Raw genomic sequence first — 17,782 nt, forward strand, 5'->3', positions numbered from 1 at the left:
TCACCCGACCGTGGATCCGGGCGCCTCCCAGATCCGTGTACAACCGCCGTCACGACTCGTGAATACAGCCAGTCCTGAATCTGCCGATCCATTCGGAGGTCGCCTTGAGACCGCCGAAGGTGTAGAAGTGAACCTTTATGTCGCCGTGCCGGGCGGGGGCGTAGGCGAGGGACAAGTCCCGCAGGAACCGGTCGGGCCCGGCGGTACCCATCAGATTCGTCAGCGACAGGCCGTACTTCCTGGCGATCGACGCGCTGGTGCCGACGCCGAACCGGGCGGCATAGGAGAGCAGGCGGCGTATGCCGGCGGGGCCCGGTACACCGATACGGATGGGCAGGGCGATGCCGCGCTGCCGCACCTCCTCGATCCAGCGCAGGACGGGGTCGGTGTCGAAGCCGAACTGTGTGATGATGCTGCCGCTCATGCCGTTGGCGAGGAGAGCGGCGCACTTCTCCTGGAGTGCGGTCCACAGGGCTGCGTCGTCGATGTCCGGATGGCCCTCGGGGTACCCGGCGATGCCGATGTGGCTCACGCCGTACTCCTGTAGCTTTCCGGTCTCGATGACGGCGAGAGAATCCTCGAAGGGGCCTTCGGCCCGGGCGGGGTCACCGCCGACGACGAAGACGTTGTCGCCGGCACCGTCGGCACGAAGTCCGCTGAGGAAATGTTCGAGGTCGGCCTGCGAGCCCAGGCGCCGGGCCGAGACGTGCGGGACGGGGACGAAGCCGAGACGCTTGACCGCGCGTGCCGCGTCCAACCGCATCGTCAGGCTCTCGTTGCCGAGGAAAGTGACATTGACGCGGGTCCCCGGGGGGATGCCGAGGCGTGCTTCTTCCAGCGCGGCAATGTCCTTGCCGGTCATTTCCAGCGAGAAGTCGTCCAGCAGTGAGGTCCTGATCGCACGGGGTGCCGTGCTGCCGTGATTCATGGTGCTCCAAGTCGGACGGGGACACGCACGCGGGGCCCGGCCGGGCGCCCGCGGGTTCGCGGGTGCGGCGGCCGGTGGTGCCTCCGGGCCGCCCCGGCGTTCCCCTCCCGTCGCTGCCGGGTCCGGGCGTGCTGGTCGAAGGGGCAGGACCGGATGGTGGCGCGGATGCGGGAGAAGCCTAAGGGCTGTCCCGTAGTCCGCGGTGGACCGGTGACCGGGGTCCGGGCTCGGCGTGCGCGGCTTCGACGAGGGGCTACGCGAGGACGGGGGCGGCAGTGGCGATGCGGGGCTGCGCGAGGACGGGGGCGACGGGGTCGATCGACGCGGTCTGCGTCGTCGTGCCGACCAGGCCGGCGTCGCCCTCCACACGGCTTCCCGGGCTCGGGGTCGGGGCTGGTCCGGAACCCTCGGTCGACCGATGAGTACGTCATCGCACGGCTTCGGGCGCTGCTGTTCGACACGGCGGCGCGCCCGTGATGCCGACGCGGCCCCGTGCCGTGGAGCCGTGCTCGGGGGAGGCCGTCGTACCCGCGGCTGCGCGACCGCACCGCCGTGCGTTTCCAGGACGCGGCCCCCGTCCGGGCCGGGAGCGAAGATTCCGTGGCCGGTGCGGACGAGGCTGACGCAGGCGGCCCCGGTCAGCGCGTCGGCGGCGAGACCAGCGGCCCGCACCCCGGCCAGGGCTCCGTGGAACCGGCCGAACAGGTGCGGGCCGCAGGGTTGCGGAAGGCGCCGCTCACACGGTGGCGCTTCCCACCGTCGTCGGCGTCTTTCCTCCCGAGTCCTCGACAGCCGCCGAGGACAGCGGGATCGGCGTGAACATGGAGGGCTCCTCGTCCGGCGTCAGTGCGGTCGGTCCGTACAGCCAGTCCACGAACGAGTAGTCGTAGGTGTCGCGGGCGCGCAGCAGCACATTGCGCTGTTCGCGGGCGACACCGTCGAGGTGCCACAGCTCGCCCCACGTGCGGGACGTGGTCACCACGCGGCGGCAGTGCTCCGGGCGGACGGCCTCGTAGGCGGCGAGGGCGGCGTCCCAGTCGATGGTGCCGTCCTCGGCACGATTGCGGGCGACGTGCTCGCCCAGCACCCAGCCGTCCTCGATGGCCATGATCGCGCCCTGCGCGATGTACTGCAGCGGCGGGTGCGCGGAGTCGCCGAGCAGCGCGATCCGGCCGTGGACCCAGTTCATGATCGGGTCACGGTCGAACATCCGCCACCACTTGTCCCGCCACATGAACGGCAGGCCGTCCTGGACGAAGTCGCAGGTCCGGGCGAAGGCTGCGTCGAGCTCGTCCGGCGTGCCCCAGTCTTCCTGCCCGGCCAGCGCCTTGGGCGACTCGAAGACCGCGACCTGGTTGAGCAGTTCGCCGCCGCGCAGGCCGTAGTGGACGAAGTGGCAGCCGGGGCCGACGTACACCACGACCTCGCCGAGGTCGACGGACTGCACCCGCGGCAGCTCGGCGGGGACAGTGCCGCGGTAGGCGACGTACGCCGAGGAGACGGGCTCGTCGTCGACGAGCAGCTCGCGGGCCGGGGAGTGCAGGCCGTCGGCCGCGATCACGACGCCGGCCTCGTGGGTCTCGCCGGAGGCGAGGGTCACGCGGGCGCCGTCGTCGGTGTTCTCGTACGACGTCACGTGCGCGTCGTTGACCAGCTCGACACCGGCGCGTTCGCAGGCGCGCAGGAGCAGGCCGTGCAGGTCGCTGCGGTGGATGACCAGGTACGGGTAGCCGTAGCGTCTTTCCAGGTCGCGCAGGTCGAGGCGGGTCAGCTCGTCGCCGTCGACGGCGTCGCGCATGACCATCGCGTCCGGGACGACGCCGAGGCTCTTGGCCTCCTGGAGGAGGCCGTAGTCGTCGAGGATGCGGGTGCAGTTGGGGGCGAGTTGGATGCCGGCGCCGACCTCGCCGAAGGCGGGGGCGCTCTCCAGCAGGCGGACGGCGAGGCCTTGGCGGGTCAGCGAGATGGCCGCGCCGAGGCCGCCGAGGCCGCCGCCGACGACGATCACATCAGGGTGGGACATGGGACTCACTTCTCAGAGCCAGGGGCCGAGCGTGGGGGCGTCGGCGAGCGAGTGGGGGCGGCCGGCCAGCCAGGCGGCGACCTCGGGCAACGGGCCGTCGGGGAGCTCGGTCAGACCGCGCCTGGTGCCGATCTCGTCGACCAGGGCGGTCAGGAAACCGGTCGGGAGGTCGGCGAAGGTGACGGCACCGGTGCCGAGGTCGACGGCGTGGACGCATACCTCGCGGGCGCGCATCCACGGGAGCTCCGTGGCGGGGACGGTGCGGCCCTGGGCGGTGACGACCTCGTGCTGCCACTGCTCGTCGGTGAGCCGGTCCAGCCCCTCGTCGAGCGCCCGCGCGGAGGCGGTCACCCAGGAGCGGAGTTCCTCGGCCGGCAGGGCCATGCCCCTGGCGATGCCGGCGGAGCGCTCCTGCGGGGAGGCGTACATCGGCGTCTCTTCGCCGGTGGCCGCCCAGTGCACCAGGTTGCACAGGGCATCGGCGTTGGCGGCGACGTGCGCCGCCAGGTGCTTGCGGGTCCACTCCGGCAGGGCGCTGGGGGCGCCGAAGCCGGCCTCGTCGAGGCCCGCGACGGCGTCGAGCAGCAGCGTGGTGCCCGTGCGGACCCACTCGCGCGCGTCGGCGAACGTCCGCGTGCCGCCCGTCATGCCTCGACCACCTTGTTGGTGCAGGCGCCGAGGCCGGCGATCTCGGTGACCACGGTCTGGCCGGGGAGCAGGAAGACCTTGGGGTCGCGGGCGTTGCCGACGCCGGCCGGGGTGCCGGTGGCGATGATGTCGCCGGGGCGCAGGGTGATGACGGTGGAGATGTATTGGACGAGGAAGACCGGGTCGAAGAGCAGGGTGCCGGTGTCGTCCTGCTGCATGACCTGGCCCTCGACGGCCGTCTTGACCTGGAGTGCGGGGCGGACGCCGCCGACCTCGTCGGGGGTGACGACGTAGGGGCCGACCGGCGTGGTCGCCTCCCAGATCTTGCCCTGGGTCCACTCGATGGTGCGGAACTGCCAGTCGCGCGCCGAGATGTCGTTCATGACGGTGAAGCCGGCGATGGCGTCGGCGGCCTGCTGCTCGTCGGCGCGGCGCACCTCCTCGCCGATCACGATGGCCAGCTCGACCTCCCAGTCGAGCGCGTCGGTCTCGGCCGGCTTGACGATGTCGTCGTTGGCGCCCAGCAGGGTATCGGCGAACTTCGGGAAGAGGGTCGGGTAGTCCGGCAGCTCCCGACCCATCTCCTTGATGTGGTTGGTGTAGTTGTGGCCGACGCAGACGACCTTGGACGGGTTGGGGACGACCGGTGCGAAGTCCGCGCCCTCGGCCGGGTAGGTGGTGCCGGAGGCGGCGGCAGCCCTGGACTGCCAGTCGGCCTCGGCGAACAGCGCGCCCAGGTCGGTGTATCCCAGGTCGACGAGGACCTCGCCGTCGAGGCGGACCGCCCGGGTCCCGTCGGCGGTGCGGATGGTGGCGAGCTTCATGTTCAGGCGTCCTTCCGGGTGCGGTTGAGCTTGAGCGCTTCGAAGACGGGCGTGTCGGAGAAGCGGAACAGGTCGAGGGCGCCCTCGTCGGAGTCGGTCGCACCGGCCTCGGACTTGGCGGAGAACGGCGCCCAGGACGGGACGACGAACAGGTCGCCGCGACTGACCGTCCAGGACCTGTCGCCGACGGTCACCACGCCGGAGCCGTCGAAGACCTGGTAGACCGACGAACCGGTCTCGCGCACGGGTGCCGTCTCGGTACCGCGGACGATGCGGTGGAACTCGGCGCGGATGGTCGGCAGGACGTCGGAGCCGTCGTGCGGGTTGGAGTAGCGCACCGCGGCGTGGCCTGGTTCGACGGTGCCGCCGAAGCCCTCCTTCTCCACCAGGAGCTGGTCGTTGAGGGCGGCGTTGGTGTGCTCCCACTTGTAGGAGAGCAGTGGGCTGCCCGGTGTGGCCGGGACGGACGACAGCGGGCGCAGGCCCGGGTGGCCCCACAGGCGCTCGGAACGCGAACGCTCGGGGGTGATCCGCTCGGCGTCGCTGATCTCGTCCCGGCCGAACTCGAAGAACTGTGTCTCGGTGGCGTACTGGAACGGGATGTCGAGGCCGTCGATCCAGGCCATCGGCCGGCTGGTGGCGTTGTGGTGGGCGTGCCAGTTCCAACCCGCCTGGGGGAGGAAGTCACCGCGCTTCATGGCCACCGGGTCGCGTCCGACGACCGTCCACACGCCCTCGCCCTCGACGACGAAGCGGAAGGCGTGCTGGGTGTGCCGGTGCTCCGGGGCGTCCTCGCCGGGCATCAGGTACTGGATGGCCGCCCACAGCGTGGGGCTGGCGAAGGGCCTTCCGCCGAGGGAGGGGTTGGCCAGCGCGATGGCCCGGCGCTCACCGCCGCGGCCGACGGGAACCAGGCCGCCGGCCCGGGCCGCCAGCTCCCGCAGCCGTTCCCAGCGCCACAGGTGGGGCACGGCGCGCGAGCGGGGGTGGGCCGGCATCAGGTCGCCGATCTCGGTCCACAGCGGAACGAGCAGTTCCTGCTCGAAGCCCCGGTACAGCTCTTCGAGTGCCGGGGTGACCTCGGGTTGCCCCTGGGCGGAGACGGCCTGGAGCCGGACCGGGGAACCCGTAGCGGTGTCTGGGGCAATGGAGGACTGAGTCACAGGCGACAGCATGCCCTGTTCCCTCCAGAAGAACATCTAGATTCTGGAGAGCGGAATCGGAGATGGGGCGGAGCGACGCGCGGGCCGCGGTCCGGCAGGGGCGGATGCGGTCGCCGACGTCCGGCCGGACCGGGTCGGCCGGCTCTTCTCCGTCTGTGATGTGGGCACGCGTGTGGTGCGTGGTCTCTTCGGACCGCACGGGCGGGTACCCCACCCGCGCCTGGGTGCGCTCAGCCGGTGGTCATGCCCCTGTTTCGGCGTATGCGGCGTTCCAGGGGTGCGAAGATCACCGCCTCGATCAGGACGCCGATGGTGAGCACGATCAGTACCGCGGCCACCACCGCGGCCAGGTCGCCGCTTTCCTTTCCGGCCTGGAGCATCCGTCCGATCCCGGGCAGCGGGGTCCGGGTGATCAGTTCGGCCGTCATCAGGGCCCGCCAGCCGAAGGTCCAGCCCTGGCGCAGGGCGGCGAGCAGGCCGGGCAGCGCGGCGGGGAGCACGACGAGGACGGCTCCGGTCGGACCCGTGGCGCCCATGGACCGCCCCGCCCGCAGCAGTTGCCGCGGCACCTGGTCCACGGCGTGCAGCACCCCGACGGCCACCGAGGGCACGGCGCCGAGCAGCAGCACCGCGTACACGGCGGCCTCCGACTCCCCCATCGGGATGACCACCATGGGCACCAGGGCGGCGGCGGGGAGCGACTGCACGGAGGACAGGGCCGGACCGCACAGGGTGCGGACCGTCCGGACCCGGGCGAGCAGCAGTCCCAGTGGGATCCCGAGGGCGGCCGAGACCATGAAACCGGCCAGGCAGCGGGCCGCGCTGTAGCCCGCCGACGCCGGCAGCACGGCGTCGGTCCATGCCCTGGCCAGTCGGTCGCCCACGTCGGCGGGGGACGGCAGCCGGGGGAACCAGCCCAGTGCGTGTGCGAGCTGCCAGACGATCAGCACGAGGGCCAGCGTGCTCAGGATCGGGAGACAGCTCCGCAGCGGATGCGGCCGGTGCGGGGACGGGGGTGTTCGCTCCAGGGTGTCCAGCCCCGCCGTCACCCCGGCGGTGCCCGCCAGGGGCACAGGGCCCGAGCAGGAGGCGGGCAGCGCGTCAGCGGCACGCGGCATGGCGGATGATCTCCTCGTGCAGTCGGCCGGTGATCTCACGGGACAGACGGGTGACACCGGGGTCCTCGGGCCGACGGGGGCGTGCGAGGCCCACGTCCCAGGTGGCGGCGACCCGGCCCGGTCGGGACCCGAGCAGTACGACCCGGTCACCGAGCCGGACCGCCTCCACCACGTCATGGGTGACGAACACGACGGTCAGTTCCCGCTCCTTCCAGACCCGCAGCAGTTCGTCGTGCAGGAGGTTCCGGTTGATGGCGTCCAGCGCGGCGAACGGCTCGTCCATCAGCAGCACCTTGCTGCCCTGCGCCAGCGCCCGGGCCAGGGCGACCCGTTGCCGCATCCCGCCGGACAGCTGGTGCACCCGCAGGTCGTACCCGTCCGGCAGCCTCACCAGGCGCAGCAGGTCGAGGGCCCGTTCCCGGCGCTCCGTCCGGGCCACCCCCGCCAGGCGCAGCGCCGTTTCGATGTTGCGGCCCACCGACAGCCAGGGAAAGAGAGCATGGTCCTGGAACATCAGGGCCGGCCGGCCGGATGTCCGGTGGATGGTTCCCGTGGTGGGCCGGTCCAGGCCCGCGACCAGATTGAGCAGCGTGGACTTGCCGCTTCCCGAAGCGCCCAGGAGGCACAGGAACTCCCCCGCAGCCACCTCCAGGTGGACGTCGTCGAGGACCGGCGCGGCGACCGGCCCGGCGGAGCCGAAACGTTTCGACACATGGTCGAGGCGGACGGCGATCCCGGGTGCGGGCAGCAGGCCGGGCTGCGGAGGCCTCATGTCCCTGCCATGCCGGCGCTGAGGGTGGTGCCGTCGATGGGGTCGATCAGCAGGAAGGCCCCGGTGGCCCGGGAGTCCCGGTACGCGTCCAGCGGAAGTGGTTCGGCGGTGCGCAGCACCACCCGCCCGATGTCGTTGGCGGTCAACCGACCGGGCTCCGGGTGCCAGGCAAGGGTGTCGAGGGTGAGCCGGGAGGGGATCTCCTTCACGATCGCCTTCACGGTGCGGGTGCCGTGCCTGAGGAGCACGCGCTGCCCGACGGTCACCGGCCGGTCGGCGAGGTGGCAGACGGTGGCGTCCACGTCCTGGGTGAGGGTGGGAACGGCGGCGCTGGGGGCGATCAGGTCACCGCGGGAGATGTCGAGGTCGTCCTTGAGGAGCAGGGTCACCGACTGCGGGGCGGTCGCCGTCTCCACCGGAACGCCCAGCAGGTCGATGCCGGAGATGCGGGTGGTACGCCCGGAGGGCAGCACGGTGACCTCCTCGCCGACACGGAAGGTGCCGGTGGCGATCTGCCCGGCGTAGCCGCGGTAGTCGGGGTGCTCGGGGGTCTGCGGGCGAATCACGTACTGGACGGGCAGCCGCGCCGGGAAGCCGGCCGGGGCGCCCTGGCCCACCGGGACGGTCTCCAGGTGTTCCAGCAGGGTGGGGCCCTCGTACCAGTCCATCCGTGCCGAGGGTTCCACGACGTTGTCCCCGGCGAGCGCGCAGGCGGGGACGGCGGTCACCCGGGGGATGCCCAGCCTGGTGGCGTAGGCGGTGAACGCCTCGGCCGTCGCGGCGAACACGGCCTCCCGGTGGCCGACGAGGTCCATCTTGTTGACGACGAGGACCACGTGCGGGACCCGCAGCAGGGCGGCGATCGCGGCATGTCGGCGGGTCTGCTCGACGATCCCGTTGCGGGCGTCGACCAGGATCACCGTCAGGTCGGCGGTGGAGGCGCCGGTGACCATGTTGCGGGTGTACTGCACATGGCCCGGGGTGTCGGCCAGGACGAACCGGCGGCGCGGCGTCGCGAAGTAGCGGTGGGCCACGTCGATGGTGATGCCCTGTTCCCGTTCTGCGCGCAGGCCGTCGGTGAGCAGCGCCAGGTCCGGTCCGGCGGCGCCGCGGGCGGCGGAAGCCCGCTCGACGGCCTCGATCTGATCGGCGAGGACCGACTTGGAGTCGTGCAGCAGGCGGCCCACCAGGGTGGATTTGCCGTCGTCGACGGAGCCGGCGGTGGCGAACCGCAGGAGCGTGGTCGGCCCGGACACGGTGGTGGTGGTCATGGCTAGAAGTACCCCTCGCGCTTGCGGTCTTCCATCGCGGCCTCGGAGAGCTTGTCGTCCGCGCGGGTGGCACCGCGCTCGGTGAGGCGGGACGCCGCGATCTCCGCGACGACCTCGTCCAGGGTGACGGCGTCGGAGTCGACGGCACCGGTGCAGGACATGTCCCCCACCGTGCGGTAGCGCACCAGGCGGGACTCGACCGGTTCGTTCTCCTTCGGACCGCCCCAGGCGCCGGCGGCCAGCCACATGCCGTTGCGGCGGAACACCGTCCGCCGGTGGGCGAAGTAGATCGACGGCAGCTCGATCCCCTCCCGGGCGATGTACTGCCACACGTCCAACTCGGTCCAGTTGGACAGCGGGAAGACCCGGACGTGCTCGCCGGGGGCGTGCCGCCCGTTGTACAGGTTCCACAGCTCGGGGCGCTGACGGCGCGGGTCCCACTGGGAGAACTCGTCGCGCAGCGAGAACACCCGCTCCTTGGCGCGGGCCTTCTCCTCGTCGCGCCGCCCGCCGCCGAAGACGGCGTCGAAGCGTTCGGCCCGGATCGTCTCGGTGAGCGGGACGGTCTGCAGGGGGTTGCGGGTCCCGTCGGGACGTTCGCGCAGCACACCCTGGTCGATGTACTCCTGGACCCCGGCCACATGGAGGCGCAGCCCATGGGCGGCCACCACACGGTCCCGGTGGTCGAGGACCTCCGGGAAGTTGTGTCCGGTGTCCACGTGGAGCAGCCCGAACGGCACCCGCATCGGTGCGAACGCCTTCAGCGCCAGATGCAGCATCACGATCGAGTCCTTGCCCCCGGAGAACAGCAGCACCGGGCGCTCGAACTCCCCCGCCACCTCGCGGAAGATGTGCACGGCCTCGGATTCCAGCACGTCCAGATGCCCACCGGGGCGGAATCCGGCGGGGGCAGCGGTTCGCTGCGCCACTGCGGTGGTGGTCACGGCAGAAGGCTCCTCTCCTGAAGCAGCGTGTAGGCGGCCGAGGCGGATTCGGCGACGGTCCGGTGCTGCGCTGCGATGCGCAGGTCGGGGGATGCGGGCTCCTCGTACGGGTCGTCCACCCCCGTCAGGCCGGAGAGCTCCCCCGCGGCCTGTCGGGCGTAGAGGCCCTTCACATCCCGCTGTGAACACACCTCCACCGGGGTGGCCACATGCACCTCCAGGTACGGTGTCCCGCCCGCCTCGTGCCGCTCGCGCACCGCCTCCCGGCTGTCCGCGTACGGCGCGATCACCGGCACCAGCACCATGACCCCGTTCCGGGCCAGCAGTTCGGCCAGGAAGCCGATCCGCTGCACATGGGTGTGCCGGTCCTCGCGGCTGAAGCCGAGCCCGGCGCTGAGGAAGGCGCGGATCTCGTCCCCGTCCAACACCTCCACCCGGTGCCCCTCGGCCCGCAGCCGCCCGGCGAGTTCCCCCGCGATCGTGGTCTTGCCGGCGCTGGGCAGTCCGGTCAGCCAGATCGTCGCCCCCGTCATCCGTCAGCCCGCCGGAAGGGCCGCGGCCAGGGAGTTGGCCACCTGGAGGCCGGCGTTCAGGCCGGCCGCCGCGGGATCCCTGGACCAGGGCTGGGACTTGACGGTGGCGGCGAAGCGGCGCGCCTGGACGGAGGGGGCGCTGCGGGGGCCCAGGCGGCCGGCCCGCCAGGCCTCGCGGAAGGCGATCTTGGCGCCTTTGCTGTTGCGGTGCGCGACCCGCAGGGCCGGTACGAAGAAGACCTGCCCGCCGGAGGGGGCCAGTCGCTCCACGAGTCCGTTGTCACTGGCCGTGACCACGTCGGGGAAACCTCCGGCGTCGAGGAACCGATCGGTCCAGACGGCGGAGTTGCCGCCCGCGAAGAAGGAGACCGGGCTGTCCGCGGCGTGCTGAGCGTAGCGCGCCTCGTAGCGGTACTGGCGGGCCCGTGCCACCACCCCGCTGTCGAAGGGCAGGACCCTCCCGGTGACGGCCGCCCGGTCCTCGGTGAGGGAGGCGCCGAGGACATGGAACCAGTCCGGCAGCGGACGGGCGTCGTCGTCCAGGAACGCCAGGACGTTCCCGGTGGCCTCGCTGGCCGCCAGGTTGCGGCTGGCGGCGGCGCCGCGGCGGACCGGGTTGCGCAGGGTCCGGACGGGGAAGGGAAGGTCCTCGGTCGCGGGGCTCAGCGGGGTCGTCGAGGCGTCGTCGACCAGCAGGACCTCGGACACCGTTCCGATGTCGGCGATACGCACCGCCTGCAGAAGGTGCCGGACGTCGGTCGGCCGGTTCCGGGTGGCGACCACCACGGTGACCTGTTGGGTGAGTGGCACGGGTGTGCTCCTTCGAATGCTCGGTGGGAAGCGGTCGGGGCCGGGGTGGCTCAGGCCGTGGTCCGGGCGAACGGGTCCAGCACCTCGTCCACCTCGTGCAGCAGGTCTTCGAGGGTGGCGCCGGGCACGGGGCTCCCGTGCGGGGGTTCGGTGGTGATGACGATGCGGGCGGCGGCCTCGGCGGCCAGCCGTACGGCCTGGGCGCTGTCCCGGCCGCGTGCCACCACGTAGCCGCAGCGGTCCTCCGACCAGCGCAGCGGGTGCACGGTGTCGCCGGCCTCCACCTGGACATGGACGTCGGTCACGCCCGGCGCCCCGTCGGCGTCGTCCGTCCCGGTCACCGAGGTGACGACGCCGGGCTGGGCCACCAGGAACCGGATGGCGGCGGCCCCCTCGGCGGGAGGGAGGACGGGCAGCGGGTCGTCCGACTCCGCGAGACGGTAGGTGCTCTCCTCCAGGTCGACGTCGTGGACCAGCCGGATCAGGTCGTTGATGCGGTCGCCGCCTCGCCTGCTGTGCGACTCGATGACCCGGGGCCCGTCGGCGGTCAGGATGACCTCGGTGTGCGCCGGGCCGTCCACCAGTCCGACGGCGTCCAGGGTGGCCGTCACCAGTTCGTGCACCGCGGTCAGGTCCTCGGCGCTCAGCGGCGCGGGGACCACATGGCCGATCTCGACCACGCCGCCACCGGTCTCCTTGCCGGTCACCGCGACCACGAGGTGCCGGCCGCCCGCCGAAAAGGTCTCGACGCTCAGTTCCTCACCGGTCAGCAGCTGTTCGGCCATGAAGGACTCCATGGCGAACTCCTCGCGCCAGGCCCATGCCTCGTCCACCTGGTCCAGGGCGGTGACCATACGGACGCCGAGGCTCCCGGACCCCATGGTGGGTTTGAGCACCGCCCCGTCGTGGGCCTTCACGAAGTCCCTGAACTCCTCCAGACCGGGGCGCACCAGCATCGGGACCGGGCCGATGCCGTGCTCGTTCAGCAGGGCGCGCAGGGCGGGTTTGTCGTGCAGCAGCCGGGTGGTGCGGGCGCCGTTGCCCGGCAGGCCCAGCGTCTCGGTGAGGTGGCCGGCCACCACCTGGGCGGCCTCGGTCTGGGTGAAGACCCGGGTGAAGGGACTCCGTTCGTGCAGGGCGCGCACCAGGGCGGTGGTGGTGGGGACGTCCTGGTAGTCGACCAGCAGCAGTTGGGCGCAGTGCTCCACCACGGCCGGGTCGAACGCGGACGGCTTCTGGACGTGCACGACCTCGTAGCCGAGGGCGGCCGCCTTGCGGACAATGCCCGCCTTGCCGCCGAGCACGAGAACGCGGGGGGAGGTCACAGGGATCACCTTCAGGAAAGGATCGTCGGGACAAGGGGCGGGACGGCTGCCGGTGGGCGGGCGGACTCGGAGAGGGCCTGCCACACGGCGGCCGTCCCCGGGGGCAGGTCCTCCTCGTCGGCAGCCCTCCGCGGGGACAGGCCGGACAGGTAGGACCGCAGGTCCAGGCCGGTGAACTCGCTGAGCCGAGCGGTGTCCTCGCCCCGGCACAGGGCCTGGTACTCGACGACCAGCTTCCGGTCGTCCGGAACCTCGGGCGCGAAGTCCAGCCAGTGCCGGTTCCACGCGGTCCACTTGGCGAGTGCCGCGTCCCGCGTCTCCGGGCGCCAGGGCCGGTCGCCGGTCCACCGCAGCATGGACCGCGCGGCGGCGGCCGGATGGCGCACCAGCATCACATAGCGGGCGTCGGGCAGGACGGCGTTCAGCCAGGGCAGGTGCAGCAGGTACTCGTTGTACTTGTCGCCCCAGTACGGCAGGTCCCGCCCGGCCTCGGTGAGGATGCGCCGGGCGAGGGCGACGGGGTCGTCTCCGGCGGTCCCCTCGGCGACCTCCCGGGCGGCGGCGCGCAGACTCCCCTCGACGCGGTCGCGCCAGGCGTCGACGCCCGCGCCGTCCGGCGGCCGCCGGTCCAGAGCGTGCAGGATCTCGTCGGCGCGCAGGTGCCGGTCGGCCAGGTCCTGGGCGGTGAGCCAGCGGTGCAGAAGATAGGGCAGCTTGCCGTTGACGGTGAAGTGCCCTCCGGCGTCGTGGAAGGCCAGGTTCAGCGCATAGGCGAAGGCGGTGGTGCCGCAGCGCTGGCTGCCGAGGAGGATCACCGGCGGGGTGGTCATATGGCGGCCTCCGCGGGCGGGACGGCGCCGGTGGCCTCGGCCATCTCGCGCAGCAGCCGCATGCAGGTGGTGCTGGCCTCCAGGCCGCCCGCGGTGAACTGCTCGCCCCACGGTTCGTCCCGCTGGCTCTGGGTCAGCGGCTCCCGGCCGACCCGCCAGTGGGTCTCCAGGGAGACCCAGCCCTGGTAGCCGTCCTCGGCCAGCCGGGCCAGGATCGCCGGCCAGGGCAGGTCCCCGTCACCGAGGCGGACGTAGGAGGCGCGGCCGTCGGGGTCCTTCACATGGACGTGCCGGATACGGTCCCGGCCGAGCGTGTAGTCCTGCGGGAAGGGCCGGGGGTCCCAGCCGCTGAACACGCTGTTGCCCGGGTCCCACAGGATGCCGAGCCGGTCGTCGCCGAGCTCGTCCAGGAATTCCAGCGTGTGGCGCATGGTGGGGCTGTTGGTGCGCATGCCGGTCTCCACGATCAGCGGCACCCGGTCGGCGGGCACGCCGTCCAGTACCTCCCGGGCGGCCTTGGCCGCGGCCCGCGGGGCCGGGTCGCCCTCGCGGTAGAAGGTGAAGATGCGGACGAACGGCGCCCCCAGCAGTTCCGCCCGGCGGACCGCGTCCACGAGCAGGTCGCGGACCGCGTCCACCTCGGCGCCGGTGCGCGGCAGGGCGCGCTTCAGGGCGGGCGGGTCGAAGCCGGCGATCTCCAGGCCGTGGGCGAGGACGGTGTCGCGGACCTCGGCGAGCTGCGCGTCCGTCATCCGGTGCGGCGGGACTTCGCCGCTGGAGCGGATCTCCAGCCCGCCGAAGCCGTGCCGGACCGCCTCCGCGGCGGCAGTCGCGATGTCCTGGGACACCTCGTCGTTGATGACGGCGAGTCTCATGCGGGGGCCTCCTCGGCGGATCGGGGGGTGGATGCGTACCACTGGAGAAGGAGCGCGGTGTCCTCGGCCAGGGAGCCGGCCTTGGACTCGACGGTGACGGCCTTCAGCGGACCGGCGGTCGTCAGCAGCCGGTGGGTGAGGTCGGCGCAGGAACTGCCCAGCGGCAGATGGGGCGAGGTGTGCGGGTCGTCCGGGTCGAAGCCCTTGACCTGTGCGTACGAGATCCACCGGGCCAGCCGGCCGACCGCCCGCACCGGGTCGTCGGTGATCCTGGCCAGGCCCAGGGTGTCCAGCACGATCCCGGTGCCCGCCCGGGTGCACAGCGCGGCGAGCTCCTCGACGGGGGCGTAGCCGTGGTGGGTCTCGGCCAGGACGAGGTGTGGCCCGCCGACCAGGTCCGCCAGGGCGCGGACCTGGGCCAGTGTCAGGTCGATGCGCTCGGGGGCGGTGCAGCCTTCGGCGGCGAACACCTTGACCGGCAGCCCGGGTTCCGGCCGGGACGGGCCGTCGTGGACCCCGGCCGGGTGGGCCGGGTCGCCGAGCACGGTGCCCACCCCGACGAAGGCCACCGCGCAGCCGGCCGCGCGCAGCGCCGCCAGCCCGCCGGTGGTCTCCCACGCATGGCCCTTGCCGACCCGGACGTCCACGGTGGAGCCCCCCAGGGAGCGGGTGAGCGTGGCCAGGGCGTCGGCAGAGAGTCCGGGGGCGGAGCCGGAGCACAGGCCGACCCGGGTGGCGGACGGGCTCATGCCACCGCCCTTGCGTCCGCGGCGGCACCGGCCAGGATCTCCGTGACGGGGCGCGCTGCTTCCAGATGGCACCGGACGGGCTGCCGCCCGGTGGCGACGGCCTGCGCCATTTCCTGGTACACCCGGCGGCGCAGCTCGGGGGTGGGCACGGTGGGCAGTGTGTGTTCGGTCCCGCCGAGTTGCAGGGTCACCATGCCGTCGGCGATGCAGAAGCCCCCTTCGGGGCCGAGGATCTGCAGGCGTTCGCTGCGCACGGACGACTCGGCGGTGACCGTGAAGGCGAGGGTGGAGCCGCTGGTGAACACGATGTGCCCGGTGACCCGCATGTCGATGCTGGGTGCGAACTCCCGCACCGGGGCGATCGTCAGCCGGCGGGGGCTGCCCATGATCTGGCAGGCCAGGTCGAGGTAGTGCACCCCGAGGTGGGCGAGGATGCCGCCCAGGGCGGACGCGGGGTCGCTGCGCCAGCCGGCCCGGCGGTAGTGGGCCGGCGGCCGGAACCGGGAGACCTCCAGCACGGCGGTGACCGCCGGGTCGGACCAGTTCGCGGCAAGCACCGAGTCCGGCAGCCGCATGCGGTGCTGAAGCATCACGCCGACCGGCCGGCCCGCGCGCCGCGCGGCCTCGGCCACCAGGTCGATCTCGGCCGGCGACACGGCCGGCGGCTTCTCCAGCAGAACGGCCTTGCCCGCCTCCAGGGCCTGCACGGCCAGCGCCGCCCGGCCGCCGGGCGGCACGCACAGGGACACCAGTCCGACCCGGGGGTCGGCAAGCAGCTCCGCCCAGCTCCTGGCCCTGGCGTGCTCTCCGGTGCCGGTCGCCGCGTCCTGGTCGAAGACGGCCGCCACATGCGCCTCGGGCAGCCCGTCCAGGGCGTCCGCGTGCTGCCGGCCGGCCGAGCCGTAACCGACGATGCCCACCCCCAGGCTCATCGCACACCTCCGGCGACGGCCGTGCGGTCCGCCGTCCAGCCGAGCTTCGCGGCGACGGCGAGCGGAACCGGGATGCCCTCGTCCGCCGCCCGGGCCTCGGCCGCCGCCTCCTGCTGTTCGGGCAGGTGGACGGAGGGGGCTCCGAGCGGGTAGCCGGCGGCCACCGCGTCGGTGAGCACGGTGAGCAGCTCGTCCACGGGCGGGTCGCCGAAGGCGGCCGGGGACAGCGCGAGGAACAGCTGCGAGCAGTCCATGGGGCGGTCGGGTTCGGCACGTTGCTTGTGCACCAGCGGGCTGACGGTGGCGCCCGCGAGGATCCCGGCCAGCACCTCGGTGATCACCTGGAGGCCGAGGCCCTTGTGCCCGCCGAACACCGGCACGGCTCCGCCCCGGTCGAGTTCCTCCGGATCGGTGGTGGGGCGTCCCTGACGGTCCACCAGCCAGGTGGCGGGGATCGGCTCGCCCCGGTGCGCGGCGTGGCGGATCTTGCCGCTGGCGACGATCCCGGTGGCGAAGTCCACCACCAGGGGACGGACTTCGCCGCGCGGGACGACCAGGCACACGGCGTCGTTGCCGAGGGTGGGGCGGCCGGCGCCGGGGGCGGCGACGCTCGGGCCGGAGATGTTGAGGACCAGGCCCACCACCGAGCGCCGCACGAAGTGGTCCCGGTAGGCGGCGAGCATGCCGACGTGGTTGTTGCCGCGCACCGCCACGGCGGCGATGCCGTGCTCGGCCGCCCTGCGGGCGCACTGCTCCGCCGCCAGTTCGGCGGCCACCTGCCCGAAGCCGCCGCGGGCGTCGAGGACGGCAACCGGGGCGTCCTCCGGCGTCGTCCACCGGGGCTCGGTGTTCGCGTCGATCCCGCCCTGGGCCAGCCGGTCCAGGTACATGGGGAGCAGTCCCACGCCGTGCGAGAAGTGACCGCGGACGTCGGCGTCGACCAGGACCCGTGCCACCAGCGCGGCGCGGTCGGCGGCGACCCCGGCGCCGGTGAGCGATCCCACCGCCGCCTCGGTGAGGGCGTCCCGGGAGAAGCGGGCCACCTCGGCGTCGGGTCGGGCGGGCGGCCGCGGCGGCCGGTTGAGGTGCACCACGCGGTCCGCGGTGGCGGCCGGGTTCCCGGCGGTGGTCACCATCAGCACCGCGACGCCGGCGCGGGCGGCGGCGCGGGCCGGTTCCTCCGGCGGGGCCGCGGAGGGGTCCGGCCGGGTGGCGTCGACCACCAGGACGGGCGAGGCGGTGCCGGCCGGCACCGGGTCGCCCGGCCGGACCACCGCCAGGCCGGCCGGCGGGGCGGGCGCGACCCGCCGGGCCGGGGCCCCGTCGCCGACGGTGACGGAGCCGTACTGGGCCCGCCGCCGTCCGGCCAGGACCTGGACCAGGGCGGTGGCCGCCGCGGCGTCGTCCGCCTGCACGGCGACAATCTCACCGGCGGCCACCGTGACCCCGAGCCCTGCGACGACGATGCGTTCCGCGCCTTCCGGGCCCTCGGCCACGATCAGGTCCGCCACGCGAAGTGCGGGCGGCCTGCCCGCTGGTTCGGTCATTGCTGGTTCCTCCGGATGAACGGTCGACGGTGGGGGGCGGCGGGCCGGGCCGGAGCCGGCCCGCCGCCTGCGGGACGAGGCGTCAGGCGCTCTCGGGCTCCAGGAACTCGAGCCGGTTGCCGAGCTTGTCGAAGGCGTAGAAGCGCTCGTGGCCGGGGAAGTTGTCGTCCCAGGTGACCTCGTGCCCGCACTCCTCCAGGCGCTTGGCGAGGTCCTTCAGGGAGCGGACCAGGATGCCCGGATGAGCCTTCTTGGCGGGGCTGAAGTCCTTCTCGACGCCGAGGTGGACCTCAAGGCCGCCACCGCGGAACCAGCAGCCGCCGCGGGCGGCGAGCACCGGCGGCTTCTCCAGCTCCGTCATGCCCAGTACGTCGCCCCAGAACGCGCGGCACTGGTCCTCGGCGCCCGCCGGGATGGCCAACTGCACGTGGTGCAGGCCGCCGAAGGCGTAGTCGGAGGTGTTCTCCGTGGTGGTGTTCTCCGTGGTCAT

General features: G+C 73.1%; 18 protein-coding genes. All 18 read right to left on the minus strand.

All coding sequences use genetic code 11. The annotated features are described in order from the left end of the window. Nucleotides 1-49: 49 nt before the first annotated feature. Complete coding sequence (locus tag ACIHCL_RS25260) at nt 50-928, minus strand: methylenetetrahydrofolate reductase (RefSeq protein WP_399865027.1); 879 nt, start codon at nt 926-928, stop codon at nt 50-52. 736 nt (nt 929-1,664) lie between these two features. Beyond that, nucleotides 1,665-2,951 carry an FAD-dependent oxidoreductase gene (locus ACIHCL_RS25265; protein WP_399865028.1) on the minus strand — a complete coding sequence of 429 codons (1,287 nt, stop codon included), beginning with the start codon at nt 2,949-2,951 and terminating at the stop codon, nt 1,665-1,667. A gap of 12 nt (nt 2,952-2,963) precedes the next feature. Next, entirely contained in the window at nt 2,964-3,599 is a 636-nt protein-coding gene (locus ACIHCL_RS25270) for a maleylpyruvate isomerase family mycothiol-dependent enzyme (protein ID WP_399865029.1), read from the minus strand. After that, on the minus strand, nt 3,596-4,423 hold the full coding sequence (locus ACIHCL_RS25275; RefSeq protein WP_399865030.1) for a fumarylacetoacetate hydrolase family protein: 828 nt from the start codon (nt 4,421-4,423) through the stop codon (nt 3,596-3,598). Before ACIHCL_RS25275 ends, ACIHCL_RS25270 begins: the two co-directional genes overlap by 4 nt. 2 nt (nt 4,424-4,425) lie before the next feature. After that, nucleotides 4,426-5,586 (minus strand): cupin domain-containing protein, encoded by a 1,161-nt coding sequence (locus ACIHCL_RS25280; protein WP_399865158.1) that lies wholly within the window; start codon nt 5,584-5,586, stop codon nt 4,426-4,428. 230 nt (nt 5,587-5,816) lie between these two features. Next, nucleotides 5,817-6,704, minus strand: coding sequence for an ABC transporter permease (locus tag ACIHCL_RS25285; protein ID WP_399865032.1), 888 nt, complete (start codon nt 6,702-6,704; stop codon nt 5,817-5,819). Next, nucleotides 6,688-7,476, minus strand: a complete 789-nt coding sequence (locus tag ACIHCL_RS25290) for an ABC transporter ATP-binding protein (protein WP_399865033.1) — start codon at nt 7,474-7,476, stop codon at nt 6,688-6,690. Before ACIHCL_RS25290 ends, ACIHCL_RS25285 begins: the two co-directional genes overlap by 17 nt. After that, nucleotides 7,473-8,747 (minus strand): sulfate adenylyltransferase subunit 1, encoded by a 1,275-nt coding sequence (locus ACIHCL_RS25295; RefSeq protein ID WP_399865035.1) that lies wholly within the window; start codon nt 8,745-8,747, stop codon nt 7,473-7,475. Before ACIHCL_RS25295 ends, ACIHCL_RS25290 begins: the two co-directional genes overlap by 4 nt. Before the next feature lie 2 nt (nt 8,748-8,749). Continuing rightward, nucleotides 8,750-9,676 carry a sulfate adenylyltransferase subunit CysD gene (gene cysD / locus ACIHCL_RS25300; RefSeq protein WP_399865160.1) on the minus strand — a complete coding sequence of 309 codons (927 nt, stop codon included), beginning with the start codon at nt 9,674-9,676 and terminating at the stop codon, nt 8,750-8,752. A gap of 11 nt (nt 9,677-9,687) precedes the next feature. Beyond that, the gene (gene cysC / locus ACIHCL_RS25305) at nt 9,688-10,224 is read right to left on the minus strand and encodes an adenylyl-sulfate kinase (protein ID WP_399865038.1); all 537 of its coding nucleotides are present in this window, start codon (nt 10,222-10,224) and stop codon (nt 9,688-9,690) included. 3 nt (nt 10,225-10,227) lie between these two features. After that, complete coding sequence (locus ACIHCL_RS25310; RefSeq protein WP_399865039.1) at nt 10,228-11,034, minus strand: glycosyltransferase family 2 protein; 807 nt, start codon at nt 11,032-11,034, stop codon at nt 10,228-10,230. Between the two features lie 50 nt (nt 11,035-11,084). Beyond that, on the minus strand, nt 11,085-12,359 hold the full coding sequence (locus ACIHCL_RS25315) for an ATP-grasp domain-containing protein (protein ID WP_399865041.1): 1,275 nt from the start codon (nt 12,357-12,359) through the stop codon (nt 11,085-11,087). An 11-nt stretch (nt 12,360-12,370) separates the two neighbouring features. Then, nucleotides 12,371-13,189: a sulfotransferase gene (locus tag ACIHCL_RS25320; protein WP_399865042.1), complete on the minus strand. Its 819-nt coding sequence runs from the start codon at nt 13,187-13,189 to the stop codon at nt 12,371-12,373. Further along, nucleotides 13,186-14,064: a sugar phosphate isomerase/epimerase family protein gene (locus tag ACIHCL_RS25325; RefSeq protein ID WP_399865044.1), complete on the minus strand. Its 879-nt coding sequence runs from the start codon at nt 14,062-14,064 to the stop codon at nt 13,186-13,188. The genes ACIHCL_RS25320 and ACIHCL_RS25325 overlap by 4 nt, the downstream gene beginning before the upstream one ends. After that, on the minus strand, nt 14,061-14,813 hold the full coding sequence (locus ACIHCL_RS25330) for a hypothetical protein (protein WP_399865046.1): 753 nt from the start codon (nt 14,811-14,813) through the stop codon (nt 14,061-14,063). Before ACIHCL_RS25330 ends, ACIHCL_RS25325 begins: the two co-directional genes overlap by 4 nt. Beyond that, nucleotides 14,810-15,745, minus strand: coding sequence for a Gfo/Idh/MocA family protein (locus ACIHCL_RS25335; RefSeq protein WP_399865048.1), 936 nt, complete (start codon nt 15,743-15,745; stop codon nt 14,810-14,812). The genes ACIHCL_RS25330 and ACIHCL_RS25335 overlap by 4 nt, the downstream gene beginning before the upstream one ends. Next, complete coding sequence (locus tag ACIHCL_RS25340) at nt 15,742-17,292, minus strand: Ldh family oxidoreductase (protein WP_399865050.1); 1,551 nt, start codon at nt 17,290-17,292, stop codon at nt 15,742-15,744. Before ACIHCL_RS25340 ends, ACIHCL_RS25335 begins: the two co-directional genes overlap by 4 nt. Nucleotides 17,293-17,374: 82 nt before the next feature. Further along, nucleotides 17,375-17,782: a glyoxalase gene (locus tag ACIHCL_RS25345; protein ID WP_399865053.1), complete on the minus strand. Its 408-nt coding sequence runs from the start codon at nt 17,780-17,782 to the stop codon at nt 17,375-17,377.

This window comes from Streptomyces sp. NPDC052042 (assembly GCF_044548345.1).
In the GTDB taxonomy this organism is placed as follows: domain Bacteria; phylum Actinomycetota; class Actinomycetes; order Streptomycetales; family Streptomycetaceae; genus Streptomyces.

Bases quoted from the DNA above. Each gene is read 5' to 3' on its own strand.
- ACIHCL_RS25290 (WP_399865033.1), bottom strand. From the start codon at position 7,476: ATGAGGCCTCCGCAGCCCGGCCTGCTGCCCGCACCCGGGATCGCCGTC.
- ACIHCL_RS25270 (WP_399865029.1), bottom strand. From the start codon at position 3,599: ATGACGGGCGGCACGCGGACGTTCGCCGACGCGCGCGAGTGGGTCCGC.
- ACIHCL_RS25260 (WP_399865027.1), bottom strand. From the start codon at position 928: ATGAATCACGGCAGCACGGCACCCCGTGCGATCAGGACCTCACTGCTG.
- ACIHCL_RS25330 (WP_399865046.1), bottom strand. From the start codon at position 14,813: ATGAGCCCGTCCGCCACCCGGGTCGGCCTGTGCTCCGGCTCCGCCCCC.
- ACIHCL_RS25335 (WP_399865048.1), bottom strand. From the start codon at position 15,745: ATGAGCCTGGGGGTGGGCATCGTCGGTTACGGCTCGGCCGGCCGGCAG.
- ACIHCL_RS25345 (WP_399865053.1), bottom strand. From the start codon at position 17,782: ATGACCACGGAGAACACCACCACGGAGAACACCTCCGACTACGCCTTC.
- cysC (WP_399865038.1), bottom strand. From the start codon at position 10,224: ATGACGGGGGCGACGATCTGGCTGACCGGACTGCCCAGCGCCGGCAAG.
- ACIHCL_RS25295 (WP_399865035.1), bottom strand. From the start codon at position 8,747: ATGACCACCACCACCGTGTCCGGGCCGACCACGCTCCTGCGGTTCGCC.
- ACIHCL_RS25265 (WP_399865028.1), bottom strand. From the start codon at position 2,951: ATGTCCCACCCTGATGTGATCGTCGTCGGCGGCGGCCTCGGCGGCCTC.
- ACIHCL_RS25275 (WP_399865030.1), bottom strand. From the start codon at position 4,423: ATGAAGCTCGCCACCATCCGCACCGCCGACGGGACCCGGGCGGTCCGC.
- ACIHCL_RS25285 (WP_399865032.1), bottom strand. From the start codon at position 6,704: ATGCCGCGTGCCGCTGACGCGCTGCCCGCCTCCTGCTCGGGCCCTGTG.
- ACIHCL_RS25320 (WP_399865042.1), bottom strand. From the start codon at position 13,189: ATGACCACCCCGCCGGTGATCCTCCTCGGCAGCCAGCGCTGCGGCACC.
- ACIHCL_RS25325 (WP_399865044.1), bottom strand. From the start codon at position 14,064: ATGAGACTCGCCGTCATCAACGACGAGGTGTCCCAGGACATCGCGACT.
- ACIHCL_RS25340 (WP_399865050.1), bottom strand. From the start codon at position 17,292: ATGACCGAACCAGCGGGCAGGCCGCCCGCACTTCGCGTGGCGGACCTG.